Annotated in this window: 20 protein-coding genes and 1 riboswitch; of the genes, 8 read left to right on the plus strand and 12 right to left on the minus strand. The window is 66.2% G+C overall.

Annotated elements, in window-relative coordinates:
* Window positions 1–38 precede the first annotated feature (38 nt).
* The gene (locus N7422_RS19020) at window positions 39–425 is read right to left on the minus strand and encodes an MAPEG family protein (RefSeq protein WP_279807971.1); all 387 of its coding nucleotides are present in this window, start codon (window positions 423–425) and stop codon (window positions 39–41) included.
* A gap of 31 nt (window positions 426–456) precedes the next feature.
* Window positions 457–1290, minus strand: a complete 834-nt coding sequence (locus N7422_RS19025; RefSeq protein ID WP_279807972.1) for a DMT family transporter — start codon at window positions 1288–1290, stop codon at window positions 457–459.
* A 256-nt stretch (window positions 1291–1546) separates the two neighbouring features.
* On the opposite strand from N7422_RS19025, the gene N7422_RS19030 reads away from it, so the two are divergent.
* Window positions 1547–2782 carry a sodium:proton antiporter gene (locus N7422_RS19030; RefSeq protein ID WP_279807973.1) on the plus strand — a complete coding sequence of 412 codons (1236 nt, stop codon included), beginning with the start codon at window positions 1547–1549 and terminating at the stop codon, window positions 2780–2782.
* 136 nt (window positions 2783–2918) lie between these two features.
* Here the strand turns inward: N7422_RS19030 and N7422_RS19035 are convergent, their stop codons facing one another.
* Window positions 2919–3320 carry a hotdog domain-containing protein gene (locus N7422_RS19035; protein ID WP_003257757.1) on the minus strand — a complete coding sequence of 134 codons (402 nt, stop codon included), beginning with the start codon at window positions 3318–3320 and terminating at the stop codon, window positions 2919–2921.
* Window positions 3321–3498: 178 nt separating this feature from the next.
* Window positions 3499–3595, plus strand: a riboswitch (S-adenosyl-L-homocysteine riboswitch).
* Between the two features lie 21 nt (window positions 3596–3616).
* Here N7422_RS19035 and ahcY point away from each other — a divergent pair.
* The 4 genes from ahcY to N7422_RS19055 all read left to right on the plus strand — a co-directional run bounded on the left by ahcY (window position 3617) and on the right by N7422_RS19055 (window position 9027).
* Window positions 3617–5026, plus strand: coding sequence for an adenosylhomocysteinase (gene ahcY / locus N7422_RS19040; protein WP_279807974.1), 1410 nt, complete (start codon window positions 3617–3619; stop codon window positions 5024–5026).
* Window positions 5027–5152: 126 nt separating this feature from the next.
* Entirely contained in the window at window positions 5153–5998 is an 846-nt protein-coding gene (metF, locus tag N7422_RS19045; protein ID WP_279807975.1) for a methylenetetrahydrofolate reductase [NAD(P)H], read from the plus strand.
* Between the two features lie 116 nt (window positions 5999–6114).
* Window positions 6115–6897: a transporter substrate-binding domain-containing protein gene (locus N7422_RS19050; RefSeq protein ID WP_279807976.1), complete on the plus strand. Its 783-nt coding sequence runs from the start codon at window positions 6115–6117 to the stop codon at window positions 6895–6897.
* A 222-nt stretch (window positions 6898–7119) separates the two neighbouring features.
* Window positions 7120–9027 carry a DEAD/DEAH box helicase gene (locus tag N7422_RS19055; RefSeq protein ID WP_279807977.1) on the plus strand — a complete coding sequence of 636 codons (1908 nt, stop codon included), beginning with the start codon at window positions 7120–7122 and terminating at the stop codon, window positions 9025–9027.
* A 156-nt stretch (window positions 9028–9183) separates the two neighbouring features.
* Here N7422_RS19055 and N7422_RS19060 read toward each other — a convergent pair whose 3' ends face one another.
* The 3 genes from N7422_RS19060 to N7422_RS19070 form a co-directional block, all read right to left on the minus strand.
* Entirely contained in the window at window positions 9184–9762 is a 579-nt protein-coding gene (locus tag N7422_RS19060; RefSeq protein ID WP_279807978.1) for a YceI family protein, read from the minus strand.
* Window positions 9763–9796: 34 nt separating this feature from the next.
* On the minus strand, window positions 9797–10348 hold the full coding sequence (locus N7422_RS19065) for a cytochrome b (RefSeq protein WP_279807979.1): 552 nt from the start codon (window positions 10346–10348) through the stop codon (window positions 9797–9799).
* Between the two features lie 193 nt (window positions 10349–10541).
* The gene (locus tag N7422_RS19070) at window positions 10542–12377 is read right to left on the minus strand and encodes a flavin monoamine oxidase family protein (RefSeq protein ID WP_279807980.1); all 1836 of its coding nucleotides are present in this window, start codon (window positions 12375–12377) and stop codon (window positions 10542–10544) included.
* Between the two features lie 159 nt (window positions 12378–12536).
* On the opposite strand from N7422_RS19070, the gene N7422_RS19075 reads away from it, so the two are divergent.
* From N7422_RS19075 to N7422_RS19085, 3 genes are all read left to right on the plus strand, one after another.
* Window positions 12537–13013 (plus strand): hypothetical protein, encoded by a 477-nt coding sequence (locus tag N7422_RS19075; protein ID WP_279807981.1) that lies wholly within the window; start codon window positions 12537–12539, stop codon window positions 13011–13013.
* 73 nt (window positions 13014–13086) lie between these two features.
* Window positions 13087–14493, plus strand: a complete 1407-nt coding sequence (locus N7422_RS19080) for an adenosylmethionine--8-amino-7-oxononanoate transaminase (RefSeq protein ID WP_279807982.1) — start codon at window positions 13087–13089, stop codon at window positions 14491–14493.
* A 175-nt stretch (window positions 14494–14668) separates the two neighbouring features.
* Window positions 14669–15388: a 16S rRNA (uracil(1498)-N(3))-methyltransferase gene (locus N7422_RS19085; RefSeq protein ID WP_279807983.1), complete on the plus strand. Its 720-nt coding sequence runs from the start codon at window positions 14669–14671 to the stop codon at window positions 15386–15388.
* On the opposite strand, the gene N7422_RS19090 is transcribed toward N7422_RS19085, so the two are convergent.
* The 6 genes from N7422_RS19090 to pilH all read right to left on the minus strand — a co-directional run bounded on the left by N7422_RS19090 (window position 15385) and on the right by pilH (window position 24838).
* Entirely contained in the window at window positions 15385–16002 is a 618-nt protein-coding gene (locus tag N7422_RS19090; protein ID WP_279807985.1) for a hemolysin III family protein, read from the minus strand. The two genes, N7422_RS19085 and N7422_RS19090, sit on opposite strands and share 4 nt — an antisense overlap.
* 62 nt (window positions 16003–16064) lie before the next feature.
* A complete protein-coding gene (locus N7422_RS19095; protein ID WP_279807986.1) occupies window positions 16065–16538 on the minus strand; it encodes a chemotaxis protein CheW in 474 nt (157 codons plus the stop codon).
* Window positions 16531–21822, minus strand: a complete 5292-nt coding sequence (locus tag N7422_RS19100; RefSeq protein WP_279807987.1) for an Hpt domain-containing protein — start codon at window positions 21820–21822, stop codon at window positions 16531–16533. Before N7422_RS19100 ends, N7422_RS19095 begins: the two co-directional genes overlap by 8 nt.
* 11 nt (window positions 21823–21833) lie before the next feature.
* A complete protein-coding gene (locus N7422_RS19105) occupies window positions 21834–23858 on the minus strand; it encodes a methyl-accepting chemotaxis protein (RefSeq protein WP_279808037.1) in 2025 nt (674 codons plus the stop codon).
* Between the two features lie 63 nt (window positions 23859–23921).
* On the minus strand, window positions 23922–24476 hold the full coding sequence (locus tag N7422_RS19110) for a chemotaxis protein CheW (RefSeq protein WP_166885909.1): 555 nt from the start codon (window positions 24474–24476) through the stop codon (window positions 23922–23924).
* The gene (gene pilH / locus N7422_RS19115) at window positions 24473–24838 is read right to left on the minus strand and encodes a twitching motility response regulator PilH (RefSeq protein ID WP_279807988.1); all 366 of its coding nucleotides are present in this window, start codon (window positions 24836–24838) and stop codon (window positions 24473–24475) included. Before pilH ends, N7422_RS19110 begins: the two co-directional genes overlap by 4 nt.
* Between the last annotated feature and the right edge of the window lie 26 nt (window positions 24839–24864).

Genomic DNA, 24864 nt, shown 5'->3' on the forward strand with positions numbered 1-24864 from the left:
CCCTTCGCGGGTTCGCCCGCGAAGGAGGCAACTCGGTTTCAGATCGAAACGACGAAGAACGACACGATCAGCGCCAACCCTGCGAACCACACCACCGAACGCAGCGCTGCCCAGTCCGCCAGGTAGCAGATGATGTAGAGCAGGCGGCTGGTGATGTACAGCACGCCCAGCACGTCCTGGGTCACCTGCTCGGCATTGCCGACGATATCCGCCACCAGCACGGCCGCGGCGAACGCCGGGAACGCCTCGAAGCTGTTCTGCTGCGCCGCGTGCGCCCGTCTGGGCAGGCCGGACAGCGTCTCGAGGAAAGCCCGCGGGTCGTGGTTGTCACGCAAGCCGAATCGCCCACTGCTGACCTTGGCGATCAAGGCACACAGCGGCGGCAGGCACAGGGCGATGAGGATGCACCACAGGGCAACGGTCATGGACAGGACTCCTTGTTCACAGAGGATCGGTTCAGAGCTTCATCACCAGCATGCCTGCCAGGACCAGCCCGCAAGCTAGGAGTCTCGGTCCGCCAAAAGGTTCTTTGAGGTAGCGCATGCCCAACAGCACCACCAGGATCACGCTCAGCTCGCGCAGCGCCGCCGCCTCGGCCACCGACCCCAGGTGCATGGCCCACAGCACCAGAGCGTAGCTGAACAGCACGCACAGCCCCACCGCCAGGCCCAGGCGCCACTGGGTGCGCCAGAACGCCACGAACGGCGCGCGCCGCGCCACGCCGGCCACCAGCGGAAACGGCCAGGCACTGAGCAAGGTCAGCCACACCAGGTAGTCCCACGGTTTGCCCCACAGCCGCACGGCCTGACCGTCGAACCAGGTGTAGCAGCCGATGCACAGGCCGATCAGCGCCACCACCGGCAGCATCGACCAGGGCAGGCGATCGCCGCCACCGCCCTGCCACAACAGGCAAGCCATGCCGCAGGGGATCAACAGGATGCCGATGATCTGCTGCTGGCTGAGCGACTCGCCGGCGAAGGCCAGGGTCAGCCCCAGCACCACCAAAGGCGACAAACCACGCATCAGCGGATAGACCAGGCCCAGATCGCCGACCCGGTAGGCCTTGATCAGTAGGTAGCGGTACAGCTGCTCGGCCAGTGCCGAGGCCAGCAGCCAGGGCCAGATTTGCGCGGGAGGAAAATCGACGAAGGCCACCGCCAGCACGGCGAACACCAATGCCACCAGGTCCATGCTGGCGATCACCAGCAGGCGCTCGCCGCTGAATTTGATGAGGGTGTTCCAGGTGGCGTGGAGCAGGGCCGCGACCAGTACGAGGGATGTTGCCAGCACGCCTTCTTATCCTTAGTTGTGGGAGCGGGCTTGCCCGCGAAGCTGCATACGCGGCGGATGGCGCGGGCCGCGCCCGTGTTCATGGCGGTTCAGCGTCCCGACAAGCCGCGCCACAGGGTATGCGATCCACCCTTCAGATGGGAACGATTTGGATTAATCCGGTCAAACCCTGTGTCCCGAGCGCCACGTCAGATCATCCAAGAACTGCCCGAGTCACTCGGGAAACGACTTGGAAGCCACTGTCACAGGAATCGGGATGCTTGAACTAGTTGCCGCGTTTATCTGCCTCACCACCCTCCTCACCTATGTGAACTACCGTTTCATCGGCCTGCCGCCGGCCATCGGCGTGATGGTCACCGCACTGCTGTTCTCCCTGATCCTGCAGGGCCTGAGCCTGATCGGCTTCCCCGGCCTGGAAGAACGCGTCGAAGGCCTGATGAATCAGATCGACTTCAACGACCTCTTGATGCACTGGATGCTGTCGTTCCTGCTGTTCGCCGGCGCCCTGCACGTCAACCTTGCCGACCTGCGCAGCTACCGCTGGCCGATCGGCCTGCTGGCCACCCTCGGCGTACTCATCGCCACCGTGGTGATCGGCTACCTGGCGCATTGGGTGTTCGCTCTGTTTGGCTGGCACGTGCCGCTGATCTACTGCCTGCTGTTCGGCGCGCTGATCTCGCCGACCGACCCGATCGCCGTGCTCGGCGCGCTACGCACCGCCAACGCCTCCAAACCGCTGAAGACCACCATCGTCGGCGAATCGCTGTTCAACGACGGCACCGCGGTGGTGGTGTTCACCGTGCTGCTGGGCATCATCCAGCTGGGCGAGACCCCGAGCGTCGCCGACACCGCCATCCTGTTCGCCCGCGAGGCCCTCGGCGGCATCGCCTTCGGTGGCCTGATCGGCTACGCCACCTATCGCATGATCAAGAGCGTCGAGCAGTACCAGGTCGAAGTGATGCTGACCCTGGCGCTGGTCATCGGTGGCTCGGCGATGTGCTACGAACTGCACGTCTCGGCGCCGATCGCCATGGTGGTGGCCGGCCTGATCATCGGCAACCTGGGCCGCAACCTGGCGATGAACGACATGACCCGTCGCTACATGGACGGTTTCTGGGAACTGATCGACGACATGCTCAACGCATTGCTGTTCGCCCTGATCGGCCTGGAGCTGTTGCTGCTGCCGTTCAACTGGCTGCACCTGGCGGCGGGCGGGGTGCTGGCGGTGGCGGTGCTGGCGTCGCGGCTGCTGACCGTGGCGCCGGCGATCATGCTGCTGCGCCGCTGGCGCAGCGTGCCGCAGGGCACCATTCGCGTGCTGACCTGGGGTGGCCTGCGTGGTGGCGTGTCGGTGGCCCTGGCGCTGTCGCTACCGCAGGGCGACGAGCGCGACCTGCTGTTGTCGATCACCTACATCGTGGTGCTGTCGTCGATCCTGGTGCAGGGGCTGACGGTCGGCAAGGTGGTGCGCAAGGTCAGCACACAGCCTTGATGCCGCCGGGGGCGCCTTGCGCCCCTTTCGCCGGCAAGCCGGCTCCCACCCCGAGCGCGTCGCTCTGCAGGCTGGCGCGATCCCTGTGGGAGCCGGCTTGCCGGCGAAAGGGCTGCGCAGCAGCCCCCCAGAGCGTTTACTCGACAGCCGAATCGGGGAACTGGTCCTGGATGTACTTGATCTCGGTACGCCCGTGGGCGGCCGGCAAACCATCCTCGCCCAGGTTGACGAAGACCATCTTGTCGACGGTCAGGATGGCCTTGCGGGTGATCTTGTTGCGCACTTCGCACTTGAGTGTGATCGAGGTGCGGCCGAATTCAGTGGCCGTGATGCCCAGCTCGATGATGTCGCCCTGGCGCGAGGCGCTGACGAAGTTGATCTCCGAGATGTACTTGGTCACCACGCGCTGGTTGCCCAGCTGGACGATGGCGTAGATCGCCGCTTCTTCGTCGATCCAGCGCAACAGGCTGCCGCCGAACAGCGTGCCGTTGGGGTTGAGGTCTTCGGGTTTAACCCATTTGCGGGTGTGAAAGTTCATCTGTACTCCTGACCTGCTTGGCTGACGTGCGCTAATGATGGCAGACCGCTGGGTCACCCTCCATTGAACATCGACTATCGTCTCGATTAATCGACAGAAAGTCTTGGGTGTGTCACACGGCCCTGGCTATAATCTCGCCGTTTCACATGGTCACCCGCTGTGGTGGCCATCCCGCCACCCGACCGAGGGGCGCTGCAGCAGGTTCGTCCTGTCAGGCTCGGTCGGGGCGTTGTTCGCGCAAGCGGACGCTCAACGCACAACGGCGCCCATTCGCACACTACGAATGGAGGCTCTCGATGAGCGCTGTAAACACGCCTGCAGGTTTTTCCGACTTCAAGGTCGCCGACATCTCCCTGGCCGACTGGGGCCGCAAGGAAGTCATCATCGCCGAATCGGAAATGCCCGCGCTGATGGGCCTGCGCCGCAAATACCAAGCCGAGCAACCGCTCAAGGGCGCGAAGATCATCGGCTGCATCCACATGACCATCCAGACCGCCGTGCTGATCGAGACCCTGGTCGCCCTGGGCGCCGAAGTACGCTGGTCGTCCTGCAACATCTTCTCCACCCAGGACCAGGCCGCTGCCGCCATCGCCGCCGCCGGCATTCCTGTGTTCGCCTGGAAAGGCGAGACCGAGCAGGAATACGAGTGGTGCATCGAGCAGACCATCCTGAAAGACGGTCAGCCATGGGACGCCAACATGGTCCTGGACGACGGCGGTGACCTGACCGAGATCCTGCACAAGAAGTACCCGGCCATGCTGGACAAGATCCACGGCGTGACCGAAGAGACCACCACTGGCGTGCACCGCCTGCTGGACATGCTGGCCAAGGGCGAGCTGAAGGTCCCGGCGATCAACGTCAACGACTCGGTCACCAAGAGCAAGAACGACAACAAGTACGGCTGCCGTCACAGCCTGAACGACGCCATCAAGCGCGGTACCGACCACCTGCTGTCGGGCAAGCAGGCCCTGGTGATCGGCTACGGCGACGTGGGCAAGGGCTCGGCCCAGTCCCTGCGCCAGGAAGGCATGATCGTCAAGGTCACCGAAGTCGACCCGATCTGCGCCATGCAGGCCTGCATGGACGGCTTCGAAGTGGTCTCGCCGTTCAAGGACGGCATCAACACCGGCACCGAAGCCGGCATCAACAAGGACCTGCTGGGCCGCATCGACCTGATCGTCACCACCACCGGTAACGTCAACGTCTGCGACGCCAACATGCTCAAGGCCCTGAAGAAGCGCGCCGTGGTCTGCAACATCGGCCACTTCGACAACGAGATCGACACCGCCTTCATGCGCAAGCACTGGGCCTGGGAAGAAGTGAAGCCGCAGGTGCACAAGATCCACCGCACCGGCGCCGGCACCTTCGATCCGCAGAACGACGACTACCTGATCCTGCTGGCCGAAGGCCGCCTGGTGAACCTGGGCAACGCCACCGGCCACCCAAGCCGCATCATGGACGGTTCGTTCGCCAACCAGGTCCTGGCGCAGATCTTCCTGTTCGAGCAGAAGTTCGCCGCACTGCCTGCCGCGAAGAAGGCCGAGCGCCTGACCGTGGAAGTGCTGCCGAAGAAGCTGGACGAGGAAGTGGCCCTGGAAATGGTCCGCGGCTTCGGCGGCGTGGTCACCCAGCTGACCCCGCAGCAGGCCGAGTACATCGGTGTGACCGTCGAAGGCCCGTTCAAGCCGGACGCCTACCGCTACTAAGCGGTGCGTGGCCTGCGTCCAGCGCAGGCCACGGCTTCGATCCGATGTCCGAGCCAGGCCGGCCCCCACCGTCCTGGCTTTTATTTGCAGGCAGACGCCCCAGGCGCACTGCCGAAGGAACGAGAGATGTCACAAGAACGCCGCTACAGTTTCGAGTTCTTCCCCACCAAGACCGATGCCGGTCACGAAAAGCTGATGGGCGTCGCCCGCCAGCTGGCCAGCTACAACCCCGACTTTTTCTCCTGCACCTACGGTGCCGGTGGCTCGACCCGCGACCGCACCCTCAACACCGTGCTGCAGCTGGAAAGCGAGGTGAAAGTTCCCGCCGCCCCGCACCTGTCGTGCGTGGGTGACAGCAAGGACGACCTGCGCGCCCTGCTCGCCGAATACCAGGCCGCCGGCATCAAGCGCATCGTCGCCCTGCGCGGCGACCTGCCATCGGGCATGGGCATGGCCAGCGGCGAACTGCGCTACGCCAGCGACCTGGTGGAGTTCATCCGCCAGGAAACCGGCGATCACTTCCATCTTGAAGTCGCCGCCTACCCAGAGATGCACCCCCAGGCGCGCAACTTCGAGGCAGACCTGGCCAACTTCGTGCACAAGGTCAAGGCCGGTGCCGACAGCGCCATCACCCAGTACTTCTTCAACGCCGACAGCTATTTCTACTTCGTCGAACGCGCGCAGCAGCTGGGCGTCGAGATCCCGGTGGTGCCCGGCATCATGCCGATCACCAACTACAGCAAGCTGGCGCGCTTCTCCGACGCCTGCGGCGCCGAGATCCCGCGCTGGATCCGCAAGCAGCTGGAAGCCTATGCCGACGACACCGCCAGCATCCAGGCCTTCGGCGAGGAAGTGATCACCCGCATGTGCGAACAGCTGCTGCAAGGCGGCGCGCCGGGCCTGCACTTCTACACCCTCAACCAGGCCGAACCGAGCCTGGCGATCTGGAACAACCTGAAGCTGCCGCGCTGACGGTCATGAACAAGGCTTTGGCGCAGATCAAAGCCTTGTTCGTTCGCGTTGCCGGCAACGCGCCCAGCGACCGTGGGTCACTGGCATTGGCAAAGCTTGCAGCGTACTCTCCCGCCATGCGCACGCTCATCCCCTCCCTCCTGCTGTCGCTGCTCGCCTGCCTGAGCCTGCCCGCCCATGCCGAACGCCTGCGCATCGTCAGCGATGACTGGGCCCCTTACATCTATCAGGAAAACGGCCAGCCCAAAGGCATCGACTACGAAGTCGCCAACGAGGTGCTCAGGCGCCTGGGCGTCGACGTGCAGTGGGAATTCCTGCCCTGGAAACGTTGCCTGGCGATGATCGAGCAGGGCCTGGCGGATGCCGTGATGGACATCTTCAAGGTCGAATCGCGCCAGGCATTCCTGATCTACCCGGACGAACCCATGTCGCCGGTCGAGTTCGTGCTCTACCAGGCACGCTCCCGCCCGCATCCCATCGAGCGGCTGGAGGACCTCGCCGGCCTGAACGTGGGAACCTCCCCTGGCTACGTCTATGGCAGCGGCTTCGCCGATTCACCGCTGTTTCGCCGCGAACCGGCGCCCAGCCACGAGGCCAACTTCGGCAAGCTGCTGCTCGGGCGCATCGACCTGCTGGTGACCGACCGCCGGGTCGGTCGCTACCTGAGCCGCCAGCTGGGGCTGGAGCAGAAAGTCGAGGAGCTGCCGCTGCTGATCAGTCATCGCCAGCAGTACCTGGGGCTGGCCCGCAAGCCCGGCCGAGAGCGGCTGGCCCAGGCGTTCAGCGACGAGCTGCGGCGCTTCAAGCAGGAGCCGGCCTACGCCGCGATCAATGCCCGCTACATCGGTAAACCGGGTTTTCCTTTCGCCGTTGAGCAGCAGGAACGCAGCACACGCTGATTGCTCTGTTATACTCGGGCCTTCCCGCCCGGCTCACGCCCGGACGCTCGGCCTCGCAACAGGCATCTCGACCCGCAGCTGTGCACCTTCGGTGCCCGTCCGCAGGCATCCAGGATGCGCAGTGAACGCCAGCTGGACCGGACGCGATCGCATCCCTCCGATGCCCGTCGCGCCAGGCAGAACACCCCATCGGGCCCAGCCCCCACGAGAACAGGATTGCCCATGTCCTTTGCTTCCCTCGGTCTCTCCGAGGCTCTTGTCCGCGCTATCGAGGCAGCGGGCTACACCCAGCCCACTCCGGTGCAACAGCGGGCCATTCCCGCCGTGTTGCAAGGTCGCGACCTGATGGTCGCCGCCCAGACAGGTACTGGTAAAACCGGTGGCTTCGCGCTCCCGATCCTCGAGCGCCTGTTCCCGGGCGGCCACCCCGACAAGTCGCAACGCCACGGCCCGCGCCAACCGCGCGTCCTGGTGCTGACCCCGACCCGCGAGCTGGCAGCCCAGGTGCATGACAGCTTCAAGGTCTATGCCCGCGACCTCAACTTCATCAGCGCCTGTATCTTCGGTGGCGTCGGCATGAACCCGCAGGTCCAGGCCATGGCCAAGGGCGTCGACGTCCTGGTCGCCTGCCCGGGCCGCCTGCTCGACCTGGCCGGCCAGGGTAGCGTCGACCTCTCCCACGTCGAGATCCTGGTGCTGGACGAAGCCGACCGCATGCTCGACATGGGCTTCATCCACGACGTCAAGAAAGTGCTGGCGCGCCTGCCGGCCAAGCGTCAGAACCTGCTGTTCTCGGCGACGTTCTCCAAGGACATCACCGACCTGGCCGACAAGCTGCTGCACAACCCCGAGCGTATCGAGGTCACGCCGCCGAACACCACCGTCGAGCGTATCGAGCAGCGTGTCTACCGCCTGCCGGCCAGCCACAAGCGCGCCCTGCTGGCGCACCTGATCACCCTTGGCGCCTGGGAACAGGTGCTGGTGTTCACCCGAACCAAGCACGGCGCCAACCGCCTGGCCGAATACCTCGAAAAGCACGGCCTGACCGCCGCGGCGATCCACGGCAACAAGAGCCAGAACGCCCGCACCAAGGCCCTGGCCGACTTCAAGGCCAACACCGTACGCGTACTGGTGGCCACCGACATCGCCGCCCGTGGTCTGGACATCGACCAACTGCCGCATGTGGTCAACTTCGAACTGCCCAACGTCGAGGAAGACTACGTTCACCGCATCGGCCGTACTGGCCGTGCCGGTCGTTCGGGCGAAGCCATCTCGATGGTCGCGCCGGACGAAGAGAAACTGCTCAAGAGCATCGAGCGCGTCACCCGGCAGAAGATCCCGGATGGCGACCTGATGGGCTTCGACGCCTCGACGGTCGAGGCCGAAAAGCCGGAAGTCCGCGAGCGCCAGCCGAACAACGGCCGTGGCGGACGCAACCAGCAACCTCGCGGCGAAGGCGGCAAGGAAGGCAGTGGCGGACGCAAGGACAAAGGCAAGGACAAGGGCCGCAACAAGCCCGCAGGCGAGAAGCAGGCCGACAAGGACAAGTCCGGCGAGAAACAGCAGCAAGGCCAGCAGCAACGCAAGCCGCGTGACAAGAAGCCACGCCAGCAACAGGCCGCGCAGGGCCAGAAGGCCATCCCAGCGGCACCGGCCGATCGTGATCCGGAAGAGTTCCTGGACGACGACGTCGACAATTTCGGCAACCGCGCCGACTACGTCAGCCCTTACCAGAATGCCAAGAACCAGGGTCGCAACCGCCGCCCCGGTGGCAGCGGCGGACAAGGCCAAGGGCAGCGCAGCGGCGCTGGCCAGGCGCAAGGTCAGGGCCGTGGCAATGGTCAACAGCGCCAAGGCCAAGGCTCGGGTTCGGGCTCGGGTGAGAAACGCCCGCGCAACGGTGGTGGCAGCAATGGCGGCGCCCGTCGCGACAATAACGGCGGTCGCAACCGCCGCGACGACTCGCCCCGCCAGGAGCCGGCCGTGCGCAACCCGCGCGAATCGCAGAGCGCGCCGGTGATCATCCGCAAGGAATCCAAGCTCGACCGTTACCCGACGCCCGAGCAACTGGACGACCTGCCAAGCCGCCCACGCGGTGAGCGCCCGGCGCTGCTGACCCGCAAGGGCTGATTGAAACACCGAGGGGCTGCTATGCAGCCCTTTCGCGACACAAGGCCGCTCCCACAGGTACTGCGCTCCGCCAAAGGGCTGCGCTGAACTTGTGAGAACGGCCTTGTGTCGCGAAAGGGCCGCGTAGCGGCCCCTCGGTCGTTCAGTTACCGCTAATTACTTCTGCTTCACACCTTCGACGCTGATGTCCAGGTCCAGGGTCTGGGAGGTCGGGCCCGGGCCTTTGATACCGAAGTCGTTCAGGTTCAGCGTGGTCTTGGCGTTGAAGCCGGCACGCTCGCCACCCCACGGATCCTTGCCTTCACCGTTGAACACGGCCTTGAAGGTGACCGGCTTGGTCACGCCGTGCAGGGTCAGGTCGCCGGTTACGTCAGCGGTCTTGTCACCCGTCGACTTGACGCTGGTGGAGACGAACTTGGCTTCTGGGTACTTCTTCACATCGAGGAAGTCTTTGCTGGCGATGTGCTTGTCACGCTCGGCGTGGTTCGACCACAGGCTGGCGGTCTTCAGGTCGACGCTGATCTTGCTGGCTTCGGGCTTGGCGCTGTCCCAGGTGAAGTTGCCGTCGAAGTCCTTGAAGGTGCCGTGGATGAAGCTGTAGCCCAGGTGGCTGATCTTCCAGTCGACGAACGCGTGCTGCCCTTCCTTGTCGATCTTGTACTCGGCAGCCATGGCCTGGCCGGCGGAGATCAGGGCGGTACCGAGCGCCAGAGCGGCAAAAGTCTTTTTCAACATCCTTTATTCCTTCCTATGCAATTGAGGGTGAGAGTCAAGCTTTGCGGCCCAGCATGCGGGTGAGGGTCGCGTCACGGTCGATGAAATGGTGCTTGAGCGCCGCCAGCCCGTGGAGCACGGCGAAGATCACCAGGCCCCAGGCCAGCCACAGATGGATCACCCCGGCCGTATCGGCCTGGTCTGGCAGGTCGCTGACCAGTGCCGGCACCTCGAACAGGCCGAACACCGGGATACCGACACCGTCGGCGGTGGAAATCAGGTAGCCGGCGATCATCACCGCGAACAGGCCCAGGTAAAGCCCCAGGTGGCCCAGCTTGGCGGCCAGGCGAGTCACCTTGCCATGGTTGGCCGGAGCCGGCGGTGGCGGGCTGACCAAGCGCCAGAGTACACGCAGCAACATGACCGCCAACAGCACCAGGCCGATGCTCTTGTGCAAGTCGGGACCTGCCTTGCGCCAGGGGTCGTAGTAACCCAGGCCGACCATCCACAGCCCCAGGCCGAACAGGCCGAAGACCGCCAGCGCCACACCCCAGTGCAGGACGATGCTGACCAGGCCATAGCGAGAAGGTGAGTTGCGCAGTTGCATGTTGGCGTATTTCCCCGTGAAAGCTGTGCACAGACTAACGCGTGACGTATCGAATAAAAGCACAAAAAACTGCTTCGGATTATCGAGAAATCCGATATTTAGTGTGAAAGATTCCTATTAAGGAAACATTAACGATAGACGTTTGGAAGTTCCGACGCCATCGCGGGGTCCCGCGATGGCTGCTACACGGAGGTCAGCCGGCCTTGGCCTGACTGTTGACTACGGGCTTCTTGGCCGGCTCCGACTTGGCGGCGGCCTTCTTCACCGGCGCCGGTTTGGCCGCAGGCTTGTGTGCCTGCTTGGCCGCTGGCTTGGCTGGAGCTGGTTTGGTGGCTGCCGGTTTCACCGGCTCCTCCTTGACCACAGGCGCCGGCGCGACCGATGCGGGGGCAGGCGCAGGGGCGACTTCCTCGGCCTTGGCGATCGGCGCGGCCTTGGCCTCTGGCTTGTCGCCACCACCGAACAGGCGCGAGAAGAAGCCCGGCTTGTCCTGCTTGAGCTCCTCGGCCTTCACCGGCTCCGCCTTGGCCGGGGCCTTGTCGGAAGAGCCACCGAACAGGTTGGAGAAGAACCCGCCCTTGTCCTTCGCCGCGGCGGCCCCTACCGCCCCTGCTGCGGCCGCGGCGGCGACCGGCGCGGCCTTGACCGGGTCGAACGACTTGCCCGCGGCCAGGTCCTGGACCTGACTGGCGGCGCGCTGACCACTGCGCAGGGCGCCTTCGAGGGTGCCAGGGTAAAGCGCGTCGGTATGCTCACCGGCAAAGGCGATACGCTGCACCGGGCGCTCCCACAAGCGCCAGTACTTGCTGATCTGCCCCGGGCCGTAGGCCAGGTAGGCGCCGCCGGTGCCCGCGTCGGTGCTGTAGCGACGGACCTCGTAACCGGTGAACGCGCCACGGGCCTGCGGATAGAAGGCATGCAGGCGGATCAGCACCTGGTCGACCATCTGCTTGTCGCCAAAGGCCTGCAGCAGGCGGGCGTTGTCACCGGACAGGTTGATCACCACGTTGGCGCCGCCCTTCAACGCCGGCTCGATCCACAGCATGCCCAGGCCGGTGTTGCTGAAGATCTCGCCGGACATGCGCGCACGGCTCTCCCACACCGGGTTCTTGAACTTGAGCATCAACTGGTCGCGCCAGCCGTAGTTGGTACCCTTCAGCGCGGCCAGGTGCTGGCCATCCAGCCCCGGAGTCATCTGGATCCTGGCCAGGGCGCGCAGCGGCACGGCCATGACCAGGTAATCGGCCTGGTAGCCGACGGCACCGACCTTGACGGTCACGCCGTCCTTGTCCTGGACGATGGCGGTCACCGGCGAGCTGGTCTTGATGGTCTTGAGCTGCTTGACGAATGCCTGAGCCAGCACCGGGCTGCCGCCCGGCAGGCGCGCGGCGCGCAGGTCGCGGTCGCTGACGTTGCGGTACACGCGGCTCTGTTGAGCGAAGTACAGCAACGACAGGCGCGACGGTTCGTCATAACGGGTACGGATCTGCTGGTTGACCAGCTGACGGGCGGTGGCCGGCAGCTGCAGCTTGTCGAGCCAGGTGGAGACGTTCATCTGGTCGAGGGCGAACAGGGTGCTGTTGGCGGCCGGGTTGAGCGGGTCGTCGATGGAGCGGGCCAGGTCATCGAGGGTCTTCTCGTAGCGCTTGAGCGCCTCGGCCGTCGCCGGTTGTTTGGCGGTCAGGTCGGCGGCGCTGAAGTATTCGCCGTCGATCAGGTAGCCAGGGGTGCGCACGAACTCGGGAGCCGGCAGGGTACCGACCTTGAACTGCTCGAGGTACTGGTTGAGCACCGGCTGGGTCTTGCTGTTGCCGATCCACTCGCTGGTGGCCAGGCCAGATCGCCCGCCCATGCCCGACTTGGCTTCCAGCAAGGTGACCTGCCAGCCCTTGCTCTGCAGCTCGTAGGCCGCGGTCAGGCCTGCCAGGCCACCACCGACGACGATCGCCGTCTTGTCCTTGGCCAGCGCGGCACCGCTGGACACCCCGATCAATACCAACGCGCACAGGCGCACCCAAGCAGCAGCCATGATGGCGAACTCCGGTTAGAGAAGCGATAGAAGATACGGGGAAGAACGCCCCGGGGAGATGCGTTAAGAATACGTCACCTCTGCCCACCCTGCCACCGCAGTGACATCAAGTGCTTTTGGCAACTGGCATTTTTGTCAGTAGCACGAAGGTGTCAGGCGGTGCAGGCTTGGCAGGTACACCAGAACCAGGCCGAGGGCTCAGCGGTGATCTACACAGAAGACTTCGCCAAGTGGACATCCTCGGCGCCCATGCCCGAAATCATCTGGCATACGCCCACGGGCCTGAGCATCGTGTCCAACGGTATCGCCTACAGCTCGAGCTATGAATCCGACGAAGGGCATATCGGCACGGAGTTGATCATCCTTGGCCAGAGCGATATCGAGATTCGCTTCGGCCAGACCGTCGACTGCCTGCTGCTGGAGGTGAACATCAACACGCTGGGCAACGCCGCCTCGACGGCCTACTGGCTGACCCTGCACGACAGCAACTACATCGAGTTCACGCCAGGCCCAAGCAGCCTGGGGCCATTCTGGCATGACGTGCCCGGCCCGCTCGACCGCCTGACCCTCTCGACATTGCCCCAGAGCATCGTGCACATTCGTCAGCTGGAATGGCGTCCGGCCTGGCGTCATTGAGCGGTTGTCCTGCCCCCCGGCATTGCTTAGGCTTACGCGGTCAAACCGAGCCGCAACGCCAGGAGAAGTGCCCATGGGCCTCAACGATCAGTGGATGCAACGCGACCTCAAGGTCCTGTGGCACCCCTGCACCCAGATGAAAGACCACGAGCAGCTGCCGCTGATCCCGATCAGGCGCGGTGAAGGCGTATGGCTCGAGGACTTCGAGGGCAAGCGCTACCTGGACGCCGTCAGCTCCTGGTGGGTCAACGTGTTCGGTCACGCCAACCCGCGCATCAACCAGCGCATCAAGGACCAGGTCGACCAGTTGGAGCATGTGATCCTCGCGGGTTTCAGCCACCAGCCGGTGATCGAGCTGTCCGAACGCCTGGTGGCCATGACGCCCGCAGGCCTGGACCGGGTGTTCTACGCCGACAACGGCTCGTCGTGCATCGAAGTGGCGCTGAAGATGAGCTTCCACTACTGGCAGAACACCGGCAAAGCGCAGAAGAAGCGCTTCGTCACCCTGACCAACAGCTACCACGGCGAAACCATCGCCGCGATGTCGGTGGGTGACGTGCCGCTGTTCACCGAGACCTACAAGGCCCTGCTGCTGGACACCATCAAGGTACCCAGCCCCGACTGCTACCTGCGCCCCGAGGGCATGGGCTGGGAAGAGCACTCGCGAAACATGTTCGCAGCCATGGAACAGACCCTGGCCGAGCATCACGACAGCATAGCCGCGGTGATCGTCGAGCCGCTGATCCAGGGCGCCGGCGGCATGCGCATGTACCATCCGGTCTACCTCAAGCTGCTGCGCGAGGCCTGCGACCGCTACGACGTGCACCTGATCCACGACGAGATCGCCGTGGGCTTCGGCCGCACCGGCACGATGTTCGCCTGCGAGCAGGCCGGCATCCGCCCGGACTTCCTGTGCCTGTCCAAGGCCCTGACCGGTGGCTACCTGCCACTGGCCGCCTGCCTGACCACCGACAAGGTGTACCAGGCCTTCTACGACGACTACCCGACCCTGCGCGCCTTCCTCCACTCGCACAGCTACACCGGCAACCCGCTGGCCTGCGCCGCGGCCCTGGCGACCCTGGACATCTTCGAGCAGGACAATGTGATCGAGGCCAACAAGGCCCTGTCGGTGCGCATGGCCAGTGCCACGGCGCACCTGGCCGATCACCCGCATGTGGCCGAGATCCGCCAGACCGGCATGGCGCTGGCCATCGAGATGGTCCAGGACAAGGCGAGCAAGACCGCCTACCCCTGGCAGGAACGTCGCGGCCTGAAAGTCTTCGAGCACGCCCTGACCCGTGGCGCGCTGCTGCGCCCGCTGGGCAGCGTGGTGTATTTCCTGCCACCTTACGTGATCACCCCGGAGCAGATCGACTTCCTGGCCGAGGTGGCCAGTGAAGGGATCGACATTGCCACCCGCGATAGCGTCAGCGTGGCGGTGCCGGCCGGCTTCCACCCCGATTTCCGCGATCCGGGCTAGACCCATGCCTTCACACGGCCCCTGTAGGAGCGGCCTTGTGTCGCGATAGGGCTGCGCAGCAGCCCCAGGTTTTCAGCTTCGCAGCAGAAATTGCCGGGGCCGCTTTGCGGCCCTATCGCGACGCAAGGCCGCTCCTACAGGGGACGATGCCCCCATTCAGATTCCGAGTAGAACCATGAGACTCTCCCGTTTCTTCATCGACGCCCCCCTGGCCCTCGGCGAGCACGACCTCCCCGAGGCCCAGGCCCACTACATCGGCCGCGTGCTGCGCATGGCTGCCGGCGACGCCGTGCAGTTGTTCGACGGCAGCGGCCAGGAATACCTCGGCCAGTTGCTCGAAGTCGGCAAGAAAAGCGTACGCGTCAGCCTCGACCAGGCCCTGCCCGGCCAGGCCGAATCACCACTGCACATCCACCTCGGCCAGGGCCTGTCCCGTGGCGAGCGCATGGACTGGGCGATCCAGAAGGCCACCGAACTGGGCGCCAACGAAATCACCCCGATCGTCAGCGAACGCTGCGAAGTGCGTCTGAAGGACGAACGCGCCGACAAGCGCCTGGCGCACTGGCGTCAGGTGGCGATCAGCGCTTGCGAGCAATGCGGTCGCTCCACCCTGCCGGTCATCCACCCGCCGCTCACCCTGGCCGAATGGCTCGAGCGCACCGCAGCCGACCTCAAGCTGGTGCTGCACCCGGTGGCCGAGCCGCTGACCAGCCATGACAAGCCGGCGAAGCTGGCCTTCCTGATCGGTCCCGAAGGCGGACTGAGCGATGCCGAGGTCGAGCAGGCCAAGGCCAGTGGCTACCACGCCGCCCGCCTCGGCCCTCGGGTGCTGCGCACCGAGACCGCGCCGGTGGTGGCGCTGTCGGTGGCCCAGCAGTTGTGGGGCGACTTCTAGCTGACGTAGAAGAACACCGCGACGAAGTGCATCAGGCTGCCGGCGATGACGAACAGGTGCCAGATGCCATGCCAGTGGCGGAACCGGCTGTCGAAGGCGAAGAAGATGATGCCGACGGTGTAGAACACGCCGCCGGCCGCCAGCCAGGCGAAACCCGCCGCGCCCAGGCTGGTCAGCAGTGGCTTGACCGCCACCAGCACGATCCAGCCCATCACCGCGTAGATGACGATCGACAGGATCCGCGCCTCCGAGCGCGGCTTGATCTCTTGCAGCATGCCGATCAGCGCCAGCCCCCAGACCACGCCGAACAGGCTCCAGCCCCACGGTCCGCGCAGGCTCACCAGGCAGAACGGGGTATAGCTGCCGGCGATCAGCAGGTAGATGGACAGGTGGTCGAGCTTGCGCATGACCCGCTTCGCCCGCCCGCGGGTGCTGTGGTAGAGGGTGGAGATGCTGTAGAGCAGCAGCAGGGTGAAGCCGTAGATGGAGAAACTGACGATCTTCCAGGGATCGCCCTGCAGGCCGGCCACGACGATCAGCCAGATCGCGCCGATGCAGGCCAGCACCGCGCCGACCAGGTGGGTCCAGGCGTTGAAACGTTCACCGTAATACATGCAAGCAAAGACCTCCTGAGGCGCTGCGGGTTCCTGCTGGAAGAGGCTCTCAGCATCACATCCTAACCACCGGCAAGTTGCAGTTGCGCGTCACGCACCAACCTTTCCAGCCCCACCAGATCCGGCACCCGCGCCACCTGCTCACCCACCTGCACCGCCGCCAGTTCCAGCCCCGCCAGCGGCACGTCCACATAGTTGAGCTGGCTGTCGAGCTTGCACGAACGCGGAATACCCTGCAGCAGCACCGCCAGGTAGCGCAGGCCGGTATCGCCCAGGGCGTTGAGCACGACGATCCGCGCCCGCTCGCCACAGACGGTCTGACCACCGCAGGCGGCCTCGAAGCCGATCAGCGGCAAACGCTGCTGGCGCCAGTCGACCCAACCCAGGTGCCAGGCCGGCTCGCCTGGCTCGCAGGCGAGGGTACGATGACCGATCAGCTCGGCCACCGCCACGTTGGGCAGCACCAGGGTGCGGTCGCCCAACGGCAACAGCAGCCCCGTCAGGCTGCTGCGCTGGCCGGCGATATGTTCAAGCATGGGGTTGGCTCCAGTGGGCGATGCTCTGCAACAGGACCGACTCCTGGTAGGGCTTGCCGAGGTATTCGTTGACGCCGATGGCCATCGCCCGGTCGCGGTGCTTCTGCCCGGTACGCGAGGTGATCATGATGATCGGCAGCTGTTTCAGACGTTCGTCGCGGCGGATCCGCGTAGCCACTTCGAAGCCGTCCATGCGCGGCATCTCGATGTCCAGCAGCAGCACATCCGGGCGATGCTCCTCCAGCAGCGCCATGGCATCGACGCCATCCTTGGCCGTCAGCACGCTCATGCCATGACGCTCCAAAAGGCGGCTGGTGACCTTGCGCACGGTCACCGAGTCGTCCACCACCATCACCAGCAATGGCCGCCGGGGTGCCGGTCCGGTCAGCGCGTGGCGGCTGCCCGCCGCCCCCGGTAGCCGCGCCAGGCGCCGTTGCTGGCCACGCAGTTGGCCGAGCAGGTCGAGAATCAGCACCACCCGACCGTCGCCGAGCAGTGTCGCGCCGGACAGCCCCGGCACCGCAGCGAACTGCGGGCCGAGGCTCTTGACCACGATCTCGCGGCTGGGCGACAGGCTGTCGACCTGGATCGCGAACGACTGCTCATGGGAATGGGTGAGCAGCACGGGCAACGGCACGCTCTGGCCCAGCAGGCTGGAGTGGCCGCTGCCCTGCAGCAGCTCGCCGAGATAACGCAGCGCGTAGTCGTGGCCGGCGTAGGTATAGCGCGGCGGATCGAGCCGGTAGCAGGCTTCGAGTTCTGCTGGTGGAACGCGCACGATGCCTTCGATGGTATTCAGCGGGATGGCGTACTGCTCGTCCTCCACGTGGACCATCAGCGCCCGGTTCACCGACACGGTGAACGGCAGGCGGATCAGGAAGCGTGCGCCTTTGCCAGGGCTGGACTCGATGCTCATCGAGCCACCCAGTTGCTTGACCTCCTCATGGACCACGTCCATGCCCAGGCCGCGCCCGGAAATCTGGGTGATCTTTTCGGCCGTGGAAAACCCGGGGCGCAGGATGAACTGCAGGATCTCGTGGTCGCTCAGACGTGCCTGCGGATCGAGCAGGCCACGCTTGATCGCCTTGTTGCGCACGGCCTCCAGCGGCACCCCGGCACCGTCGTCGCTCATCTCGATGACGATATCGGCGCCCTCGTGCAGCAGGTTCAGGTGGATGGTGCCCTGTTCCGGCTTGCCCGCCGCCAGGCGTGCCTCGCGCGACTCCAGGCCGTGGTCGACGGCATTGCGCAGCATGTGCTCCAGCGGCGCGACCATGCGTTCCAGCACACTGCGGTCCAGCTCGCCCTCGGCGTTGCCGACTACCAGCTCGACCTGCTTGCCCAGCTCGCTGGCCACCTGCCGCACCACCCGCTGCAGGCGTGGCACCAAGCGCTCGAATGGCACCATTAGGGTGGCGGTCAGGCCCTCCTGCAACTGGCTGTTGACCCGTGCCTGCTGCTGCAGAAGGCTGTGCGCCTCCTGGGCACGCTGCAGCAGGGTTTCCTTGAGGTCGAGCAGGTCCGACGTCGACTCGAACAAGGCGCGGGACAGCTGCTGCAACTGCGAATGACGGTCCATCTCCAGCGGATCGAAATCGTCATAGGTGTCGCCTTCAAGCTGCTGGCGGCTGGAAATCCGCCCCTGGGTCTCGATATCCAGGCGCAACAGTTGGTCGCGCATGCGCTCCAGCGTGGTTTCCATCTCGTTGAGGGCGAACTGGGCGTCGTTGACCTGCTGCTCGATGCGGCCACGGATCACCGAATGCTCGCCGGCCAGGTTGCCCAGGTCGTCCAGCAGTTCAGCGTCGACCTTGACCATGTCCCCGGCCCGCTCGGGCGCGGCGGCAGGCGCCTCGGCGGGGGCCGACTCGGCCTGGGGCTGGCCGGCGACGCTGTCGGTCAGCGCGGCACTGGAGAAGTTGCGGATGTAGTCGATCAGCGCCGTCGCCGCGTGCAGCGGCTGCCCCAGGCGCGCGGCATCGAGCATGTGCGCCAGGCGGTCATGGCAGTTCTGCAACAGGCTGAACAGCGGCGCCGTCGGCGGCAGGCGCCCGGCGGCCAGCAGCTCGTAGAGGAATTCCAACTCGTGCGCCAGGTCGCCGATGGCGGCGATCTCGACCATGCGCGCGCCGCCCTTGAGGGTGTGCAGGTCGCGCAGCAAGTTCTCCACCTCGACCGTGCCGCGCGGATCGGCCTGCCAGCGCGCCAGAGACTCGGCGGCGCTTTCGAGAATATCGGAGCTTTCCTCGAGGAAGACCTCCAGCAGCTCCTTGTCGCCGGCGGCCTCCTGCTGATCAGCCGACGCCTCGACCGCGCCCGGGGGCGGCGCGCCGTGACGGAACTCCCGCAACTCGCCAAGCAACGCCACCGCCGATACCGGCGGCTGGCCCTGACGCAGGCTCTGCAGCATGTCGGCCAGGGCGCCATGGCTACGCCTGAGCAGCTCGAACAGCACCGGCCCAGCGCCCAGGCGCCGATCCACCAACCCCTCGTAGAGCAGCGCCAGCTCCTGGGCGAGCACCTCGACCGCCCCGATGGCCGCCATTTGCGCGCCGCCCTTCAGCGTGAGCACGTCGTGCTGCAGCACGGACAACGCCGAGACGCTGTCCGGGTCCTGCTTCCACTGCTGCAACGCCTGGTTGGCGCCATCGAGGATGTCCCCGGCCTCGTCGAGGAACAGTTCGACGACAGCGGGGTCCGGCAGCTCTCCCGCGACGATCAGGGGCGTCACCGCGTCAGCGCCGATCAGGCCCATGGCGGCCGGGTCGAGGGCATCGTCGAGCAGGCCGTACAAGGCCGCCAGGCATTCCGGGCGGGCACTGGGGTCCTGCCCGGCGGCGATCTCGTCGAACAGGTCGAGAAGCGCTTCGTGCGCCTGACGGGCGACCTCGAAGAAGCGCGGCGTTACCGCCAGGCTGCCCTCCTCCACCGCGCCGTACAGGTCCAGCAGGCCCTCACAGACCTCGTCCACCTGCCACAACTCGGCCTGATGCGCGCCGTGGCCCAGGGTGGTCATTTCATCGAGCAGCAGTTGCAGCTCGTGGTGCTGCGAGGGGTCACCCTGCCAATGCGCCAGCCGGGCCTCGGCGTCGAGCAGGATGTCCATGCCCATGGTCAGGAAGGTGGCGGTCAGCTGCGGGTCACGCCGGGCTCGTCGCGGCGGATGCGGCTCGGCCTGCAGCTGCGCCAGCCTGGCATCGACCGTCAGCCCGACCTGCTCGATCAGTTCCGCCGCCCCCGCGATGGCGGCCAGCGGCGTGCTGTCCAGTTGCGCCAGCCCCAGGTGGAACAGCGCGCGCGCCGCTTCCAGCAGTTCGACTTCAGCCAGTTTGAGGGGCAACTGATGCCCCTTGTACTCGCGCACCAGCCGGTCAAGGGCCGTGGCCAGCTCCGCCACGGGCATCACCCCGGCCATGGCCGCACTGCCCTTGAGCGTGTGCAGGGCGCGCTGCAGGCTGTCGCTGACCGGCGTGCCCTCGGGGTCGCCGCCCTGCAGGAAGGCATCGAGCCCGGCCAGGTGGGTCTGGGCCTCGTTGCGGAAAATCTCCAGCAACTGCGGATCGAGCCCATCGACGCGGGCATTGGCGCGCGCGTCATTGAGCGCCAGGGCGTGCAGGTGGCCGGCCAGCTGTTCGGTTTCAACCATGGCCGGCAGTTGACCGGCGGCGAAGTCGGCCAGCAGGTCAGGCAGGCGCGCGAACACCTGCTGCAGGGCCACCAGCCCTTCGCGGCTGAGCACGATGCGTCCTTCCAGCACTCGATTGAGCAGGTGCTCGGCGCCCCAGGCCAGCTCCGCCACGGCCTCTGCGTGGACCATGCGTCCGCTGCCCTTAAGCGTGTGCAAGGCCCGGCGCACCTCGACCAGGGCATCGCGCAGGCCGTTGTCGGCGCGCCAGCGCAACCAATGACGCTCGATCTCCGGCAGCAGGTCGCCGGCCTCTTCGAGAAACACCTCGCGCAACTCGTCGTCGACACCGTCCGCGGTCGGGTCGAGCCGGCCCGTGCCGTCCTGGCGCCGACACTGCACGCCCAGCGCGCCCAGGCTGGCCTGGGCCATGTCGAGGAAGCGCTGGGCGTCGGCCAGCGGGTCGGCGACCCGCCACTGCAGCCAGGCCTCGCCGGCGCTCAGCGCATCGGCCAGGTGCGCCAGTTCATCCGGCGACGGCTCGTCTTCCAGGTGCACCAGCCAGCCCTGTACATAGCCCGCGCACGCGCCGAACACCTCGGCGGCGCCAGGCAGCATCAACATGGCCAGCGCCCCCCGCACCTGCTGCAGCAAGCCCGGCAAGGCCTGCAGGCGCTGGCGCGACCAATCCGACTCCAGGCAATCACCGATCAGGTCCTTGGCCTGCTGCAGCACGTTCAGGCATTCGTTGAGCAACAGTTGGCGGATATCGGCCAGGTCCGAACCCGGGAGGCTGCCGGGGGCGGTCTCCTCCAACGGGCCGACCATGCCGTTGAGGGTGGCCTCGACGTACAACAGCGCACCGGCCACATCCATCAGCACCGCTTCGTCCACCGCCCCGTCCTGCTCGGCCAGGGCCTGCAATGCCAGTACCTGATCGATGATCACCCGCCGCGGTTGCTGGAAGCCGAGCACCGCCAAGGTGTCGGCGACGTGACGCAGAGGCGCGAGCAGGGCCTCCAACGGTTCGCTCGGCACGCGTTCGACGGCGACGAACGGGTCCAGGCGATCCTTGATCCGCATCAGGTCGTCGCACAGGGCCATCACCACCGAACGCAGCGCGTCACGCCCGGTGCCGGCCTGCATGTGCTCGCGCCAGCTGCCCAGTGACAGGTCGAGGTTGGCCAGGTCCGCCGGCCCCGCCAGGCGCTGTCCGAGTTCGCCCAGCAGGCTGACCTGGGCCAGCGGCTCGGCCCCACGGCAGGTGCGCAGCTGGTTGAGCAGCGGCATGACCACCAGCGGCAGGTCGTGTCGTGCGCCGCGCAATCGGTCGAGATACGGCGGCAGCTGCTCCAGGCCTCGGAACAGCGCGCCCAGGCAATCGCCACGGGGACTTACCTGGCCGTCGGCCATGGCCCGCCCGAGCAGTTCCAGCTCCTCGGCCAGGCGCGTGGCGCCCGGCAGTTCGAGCATGCGCAGACAGCCATGCACCTGATGCAGGTTATCGACGAAGAACGCCAGCATCGACAGGTCGCCCGGCTCGCCCGAAAAACGCTCCAGTGCCTGGCGCGCCTGGCCCAGGCAGTCGAGAATCGGTGCCTTGGCCCAGGCCAGGGCGACCGTGTCGTGGCGTTCGCGATGCCCGGTGGACGGCACCATGCCCACCTCCTTCACGAGCGCTGCGCCGGTTTCGGCAGGGTGAAGCCGGACACCGAGCGGCGCATCTCGCTGGCCATGCGCGCCAGGTGGCGGATGCTGTCGGCGGTAGCGCCGGAGCCGGCGGAGGTCTGCGCGGTGATCTGCTGGATCACCGCCATGGTGTGGGAAATCTGCCCGGCCGACGACGTCTGCAGCTGAGCGGCGTCCGAGATGCTGTGGATAAGGTCGGCCAGGGTCTGCGACACGCCTTCGATCTCGGCCAGCGCGACCCCGGCGTCCTGGGCCAGGCGCGCGCCGCGCACCACCTCGGCGGTGGTCTGCTCCATGGAGATCACCGCCTCGTTGGTGTCGGCCTGGATGGTACGCACCAGCGCCTCGATCTGGCGGGTGGCCGAGGACGAACGCTCGGCCAGGCGCTGCACTTCGTCGGCGACCACGGCAAAGCCTCGCCCGGCTTCGCCGGCCAGCGACGCCTGGATCGCCGCGTTGAGGGCGAGAATGTTGGTCTGGTCGGCAATATCGTCGATCAGGCTGACGATATCGCCGATCTCCTGGGAAGACTCGCCAAGGCGCTTGATCCGCTTGGCGGTGTCCTGGATCTGCTCGCGGATGTTGTCCATGCCGTGGATGGTGTTGTGCACCACCTCGTTGCCCTTGTTGGCGATGGCCACCGAGCGCTCGGCCACCTTGGCCGATTCGTAGGCGTGGGCCGACACGCGGTCGATCGACTCGACCATGTCCCCCACTGCCTCGGAGGCCTCGCTGATCTGCTCGGCCTGGTGCTCGGAGGCCTTGGCCAGCTGGCGGGCGGTGTTCTGGGTGTCCTGCACGGCGGAAGCGACCTGCTCGGCGCTGTGGTTGATGGTCGCGACCAGGTCGCGCAGCTGGTCGACCGAATAGTTGATCGAGTCGGCGATGGCCCCGGTGAAGTCCTCGGTGACCGACACGGTGACGGTCAGGTCGCCATCGGCCAGTTCCTCGATTTCATCGAGCAGGCGCATGATCGCCTGCTGGTTGCGCTCGTTCTTCTCGGCGGTCTCGCGCAGCTGGCGGCTGGTGGCGCGCACCATCACCAGGCCGATGAGGATGATCGACGCCAGCGCCAGCAGGCCGAGCGCATAGCCTCCGACGGTGTCCAGGGTGCGCCCGCCGGCCAGGTTCTCGAAGCCGTTGGCCAGGTGCGAGGCTTCGTCGAGCAGGGTCTGCGACAGGCTGAAGATGTTGCTCGCGGCCTCGCGCACGCGCAGCAGTTCGGGCGAGGTCTCGAGGATTTCGTCCACGGAGCCTGCGACGAACTGGAACAGCTCGGCGATCTCGGCCAGGCGGGCCCGCGCATCGGCGTCCTCGACCCGGGTCACCTGGATCGCCGGGTTGCCGGCGAGCATGCCCTCGAGCACCTGGCCGAAGCGGCTGGCATCGCGGCCAAAGGCATCGGCGGCCTGCACCGAGGTGTCATCGCCGGCGAGCACGGTGTTGACCGACCCGAGGATGCGCTCGGCCAGCAGCAACTGGCGCTGGGCCACCGCCACCTGGCTGGCCGGTGCGCCGCTCTGCAGCAAAATCTCGACGACTTTTTCGTATTCCACCTGCAGTTGCGGCACGGTTTCGGCCAGGGTCGCCGCGACCTGGTGCAGTGACAGCACGGTCTGCTCGCTGGCGAGGATGGTGTCGGTGTTCTTGCGCAGGTTCTCCCAGTCCTGGCGCACGGCATCCATCTCGTCGCGCACGGCTACCGGGGCGGCGGGCAGGCCGGTGGTCTTGTCGCCTTCGCGCAGGTAGCTCCAGCGCCGCTCGAAATCGTTGCGCGCATCGCTCAGCAACCTGAACGCCAGGGCCTTGCCGGCGGCGGCCTCGGTGGCGTTCTTGGCGATGCGCTGCGACAGCACGCGCAGCTCGCCGGCATGGCCGATGTACTGCTTGTCGTGGTTGGCCTGGGTGTTGAGGTAGGCGAAGTTGGCGAACAGCAGGATGATCGACAGGATCAGCACCACGAACAGCACGGTGATCTGCGCCGTGCTGCGTGGCCGCTGGGCCACGGCGGCGGGAGAAACGGCCGCGGCGGGAACGGTGGGTCCTGGCTTGTTCACGTCGAAAGTCCTCTACAACGCCACATCGAGAAACCCCGGCGCCTGGGCCAGGGCGAACGGGCTGAAGATCGCCCAGTTGCGTTCACGGGGGAAATGCCCCTGCACGAACGGCGCCGCGGCGCGGATCAGCGGCTGTGGCGGCGACAGCTCGAGGCTGCTCAGGGCGAAATGCTGCAGGCCCACTACCTCGTCCACCAGCAACCCCGCGAACAGCTCTTCGTGATCGAGCACCAGCACCCGCCGCTGCTTGCCCGCCGCCGCCGGCCCCAGACCGAAGAACGCGCACAGGTCCATCACCGGCAGCAGCCGCCCGCGCAGGTTGGCCACCCCGCGCACCCAGGGCTGCACGCCCGGTACCCGGCTGCTGCGAGGCTCGCGCAGCACTTCGGCGACCTCGCCCATGGGGGCGACGAACCATTGCCCGGCAATGCGAAAGCCGATGCCGCTCCACTGTTGCAGGCGGGTATCCTGCGGCGGCTGGTCGGCCACCAGCAGGCGGCAGCGCCGGTCGATGTCCAGCAGCAGCTCGAAGGCGGTCAGCGACGCGCCCTGGGGGCGGGTGGTCAAGCGCCCAGCACTTCTTTGAGCTTGGCGATCAGCGCGTCCTCTTCCACCGGTTTGGTCAGGAAATCGCGGGCGCCCTGGCGCTGGGCCCAGATGCGGTCGGTGTCCTGGTCCTTGGTGGTGACCACGATGACCGGAATGGCGCTGGTTTCCGGGTCCTTGCTCAGCTGGCGGGTGGCCTGGAAGCCGTTCATGCCGGGCATGACGATGTCCATCAGCACCGCGTCGGGCTTCTCCTGGCGGGCCAGGGCCACGCCGTCGGCGCCATTGTCGGCCTTGAGCACCCCATAGCCGTGCTTCTCCAGCCATTCGGTCAATCTGTACATCTCTGTCGGCGAGTCGTCGACAATCAGAACTCGGGCCATGCTGTTTCCCCATGAGGAACGTGAGG

The organism is Pseudomonas sp. GD04091, assembly GCF_029836165.1.
Taxonomy (GTDB): Bacteria; Pseudomonadota; Gammaproteobacteria; order Pseudomonadales; family Pseudomonadaceae; genus Aquipseudomonas.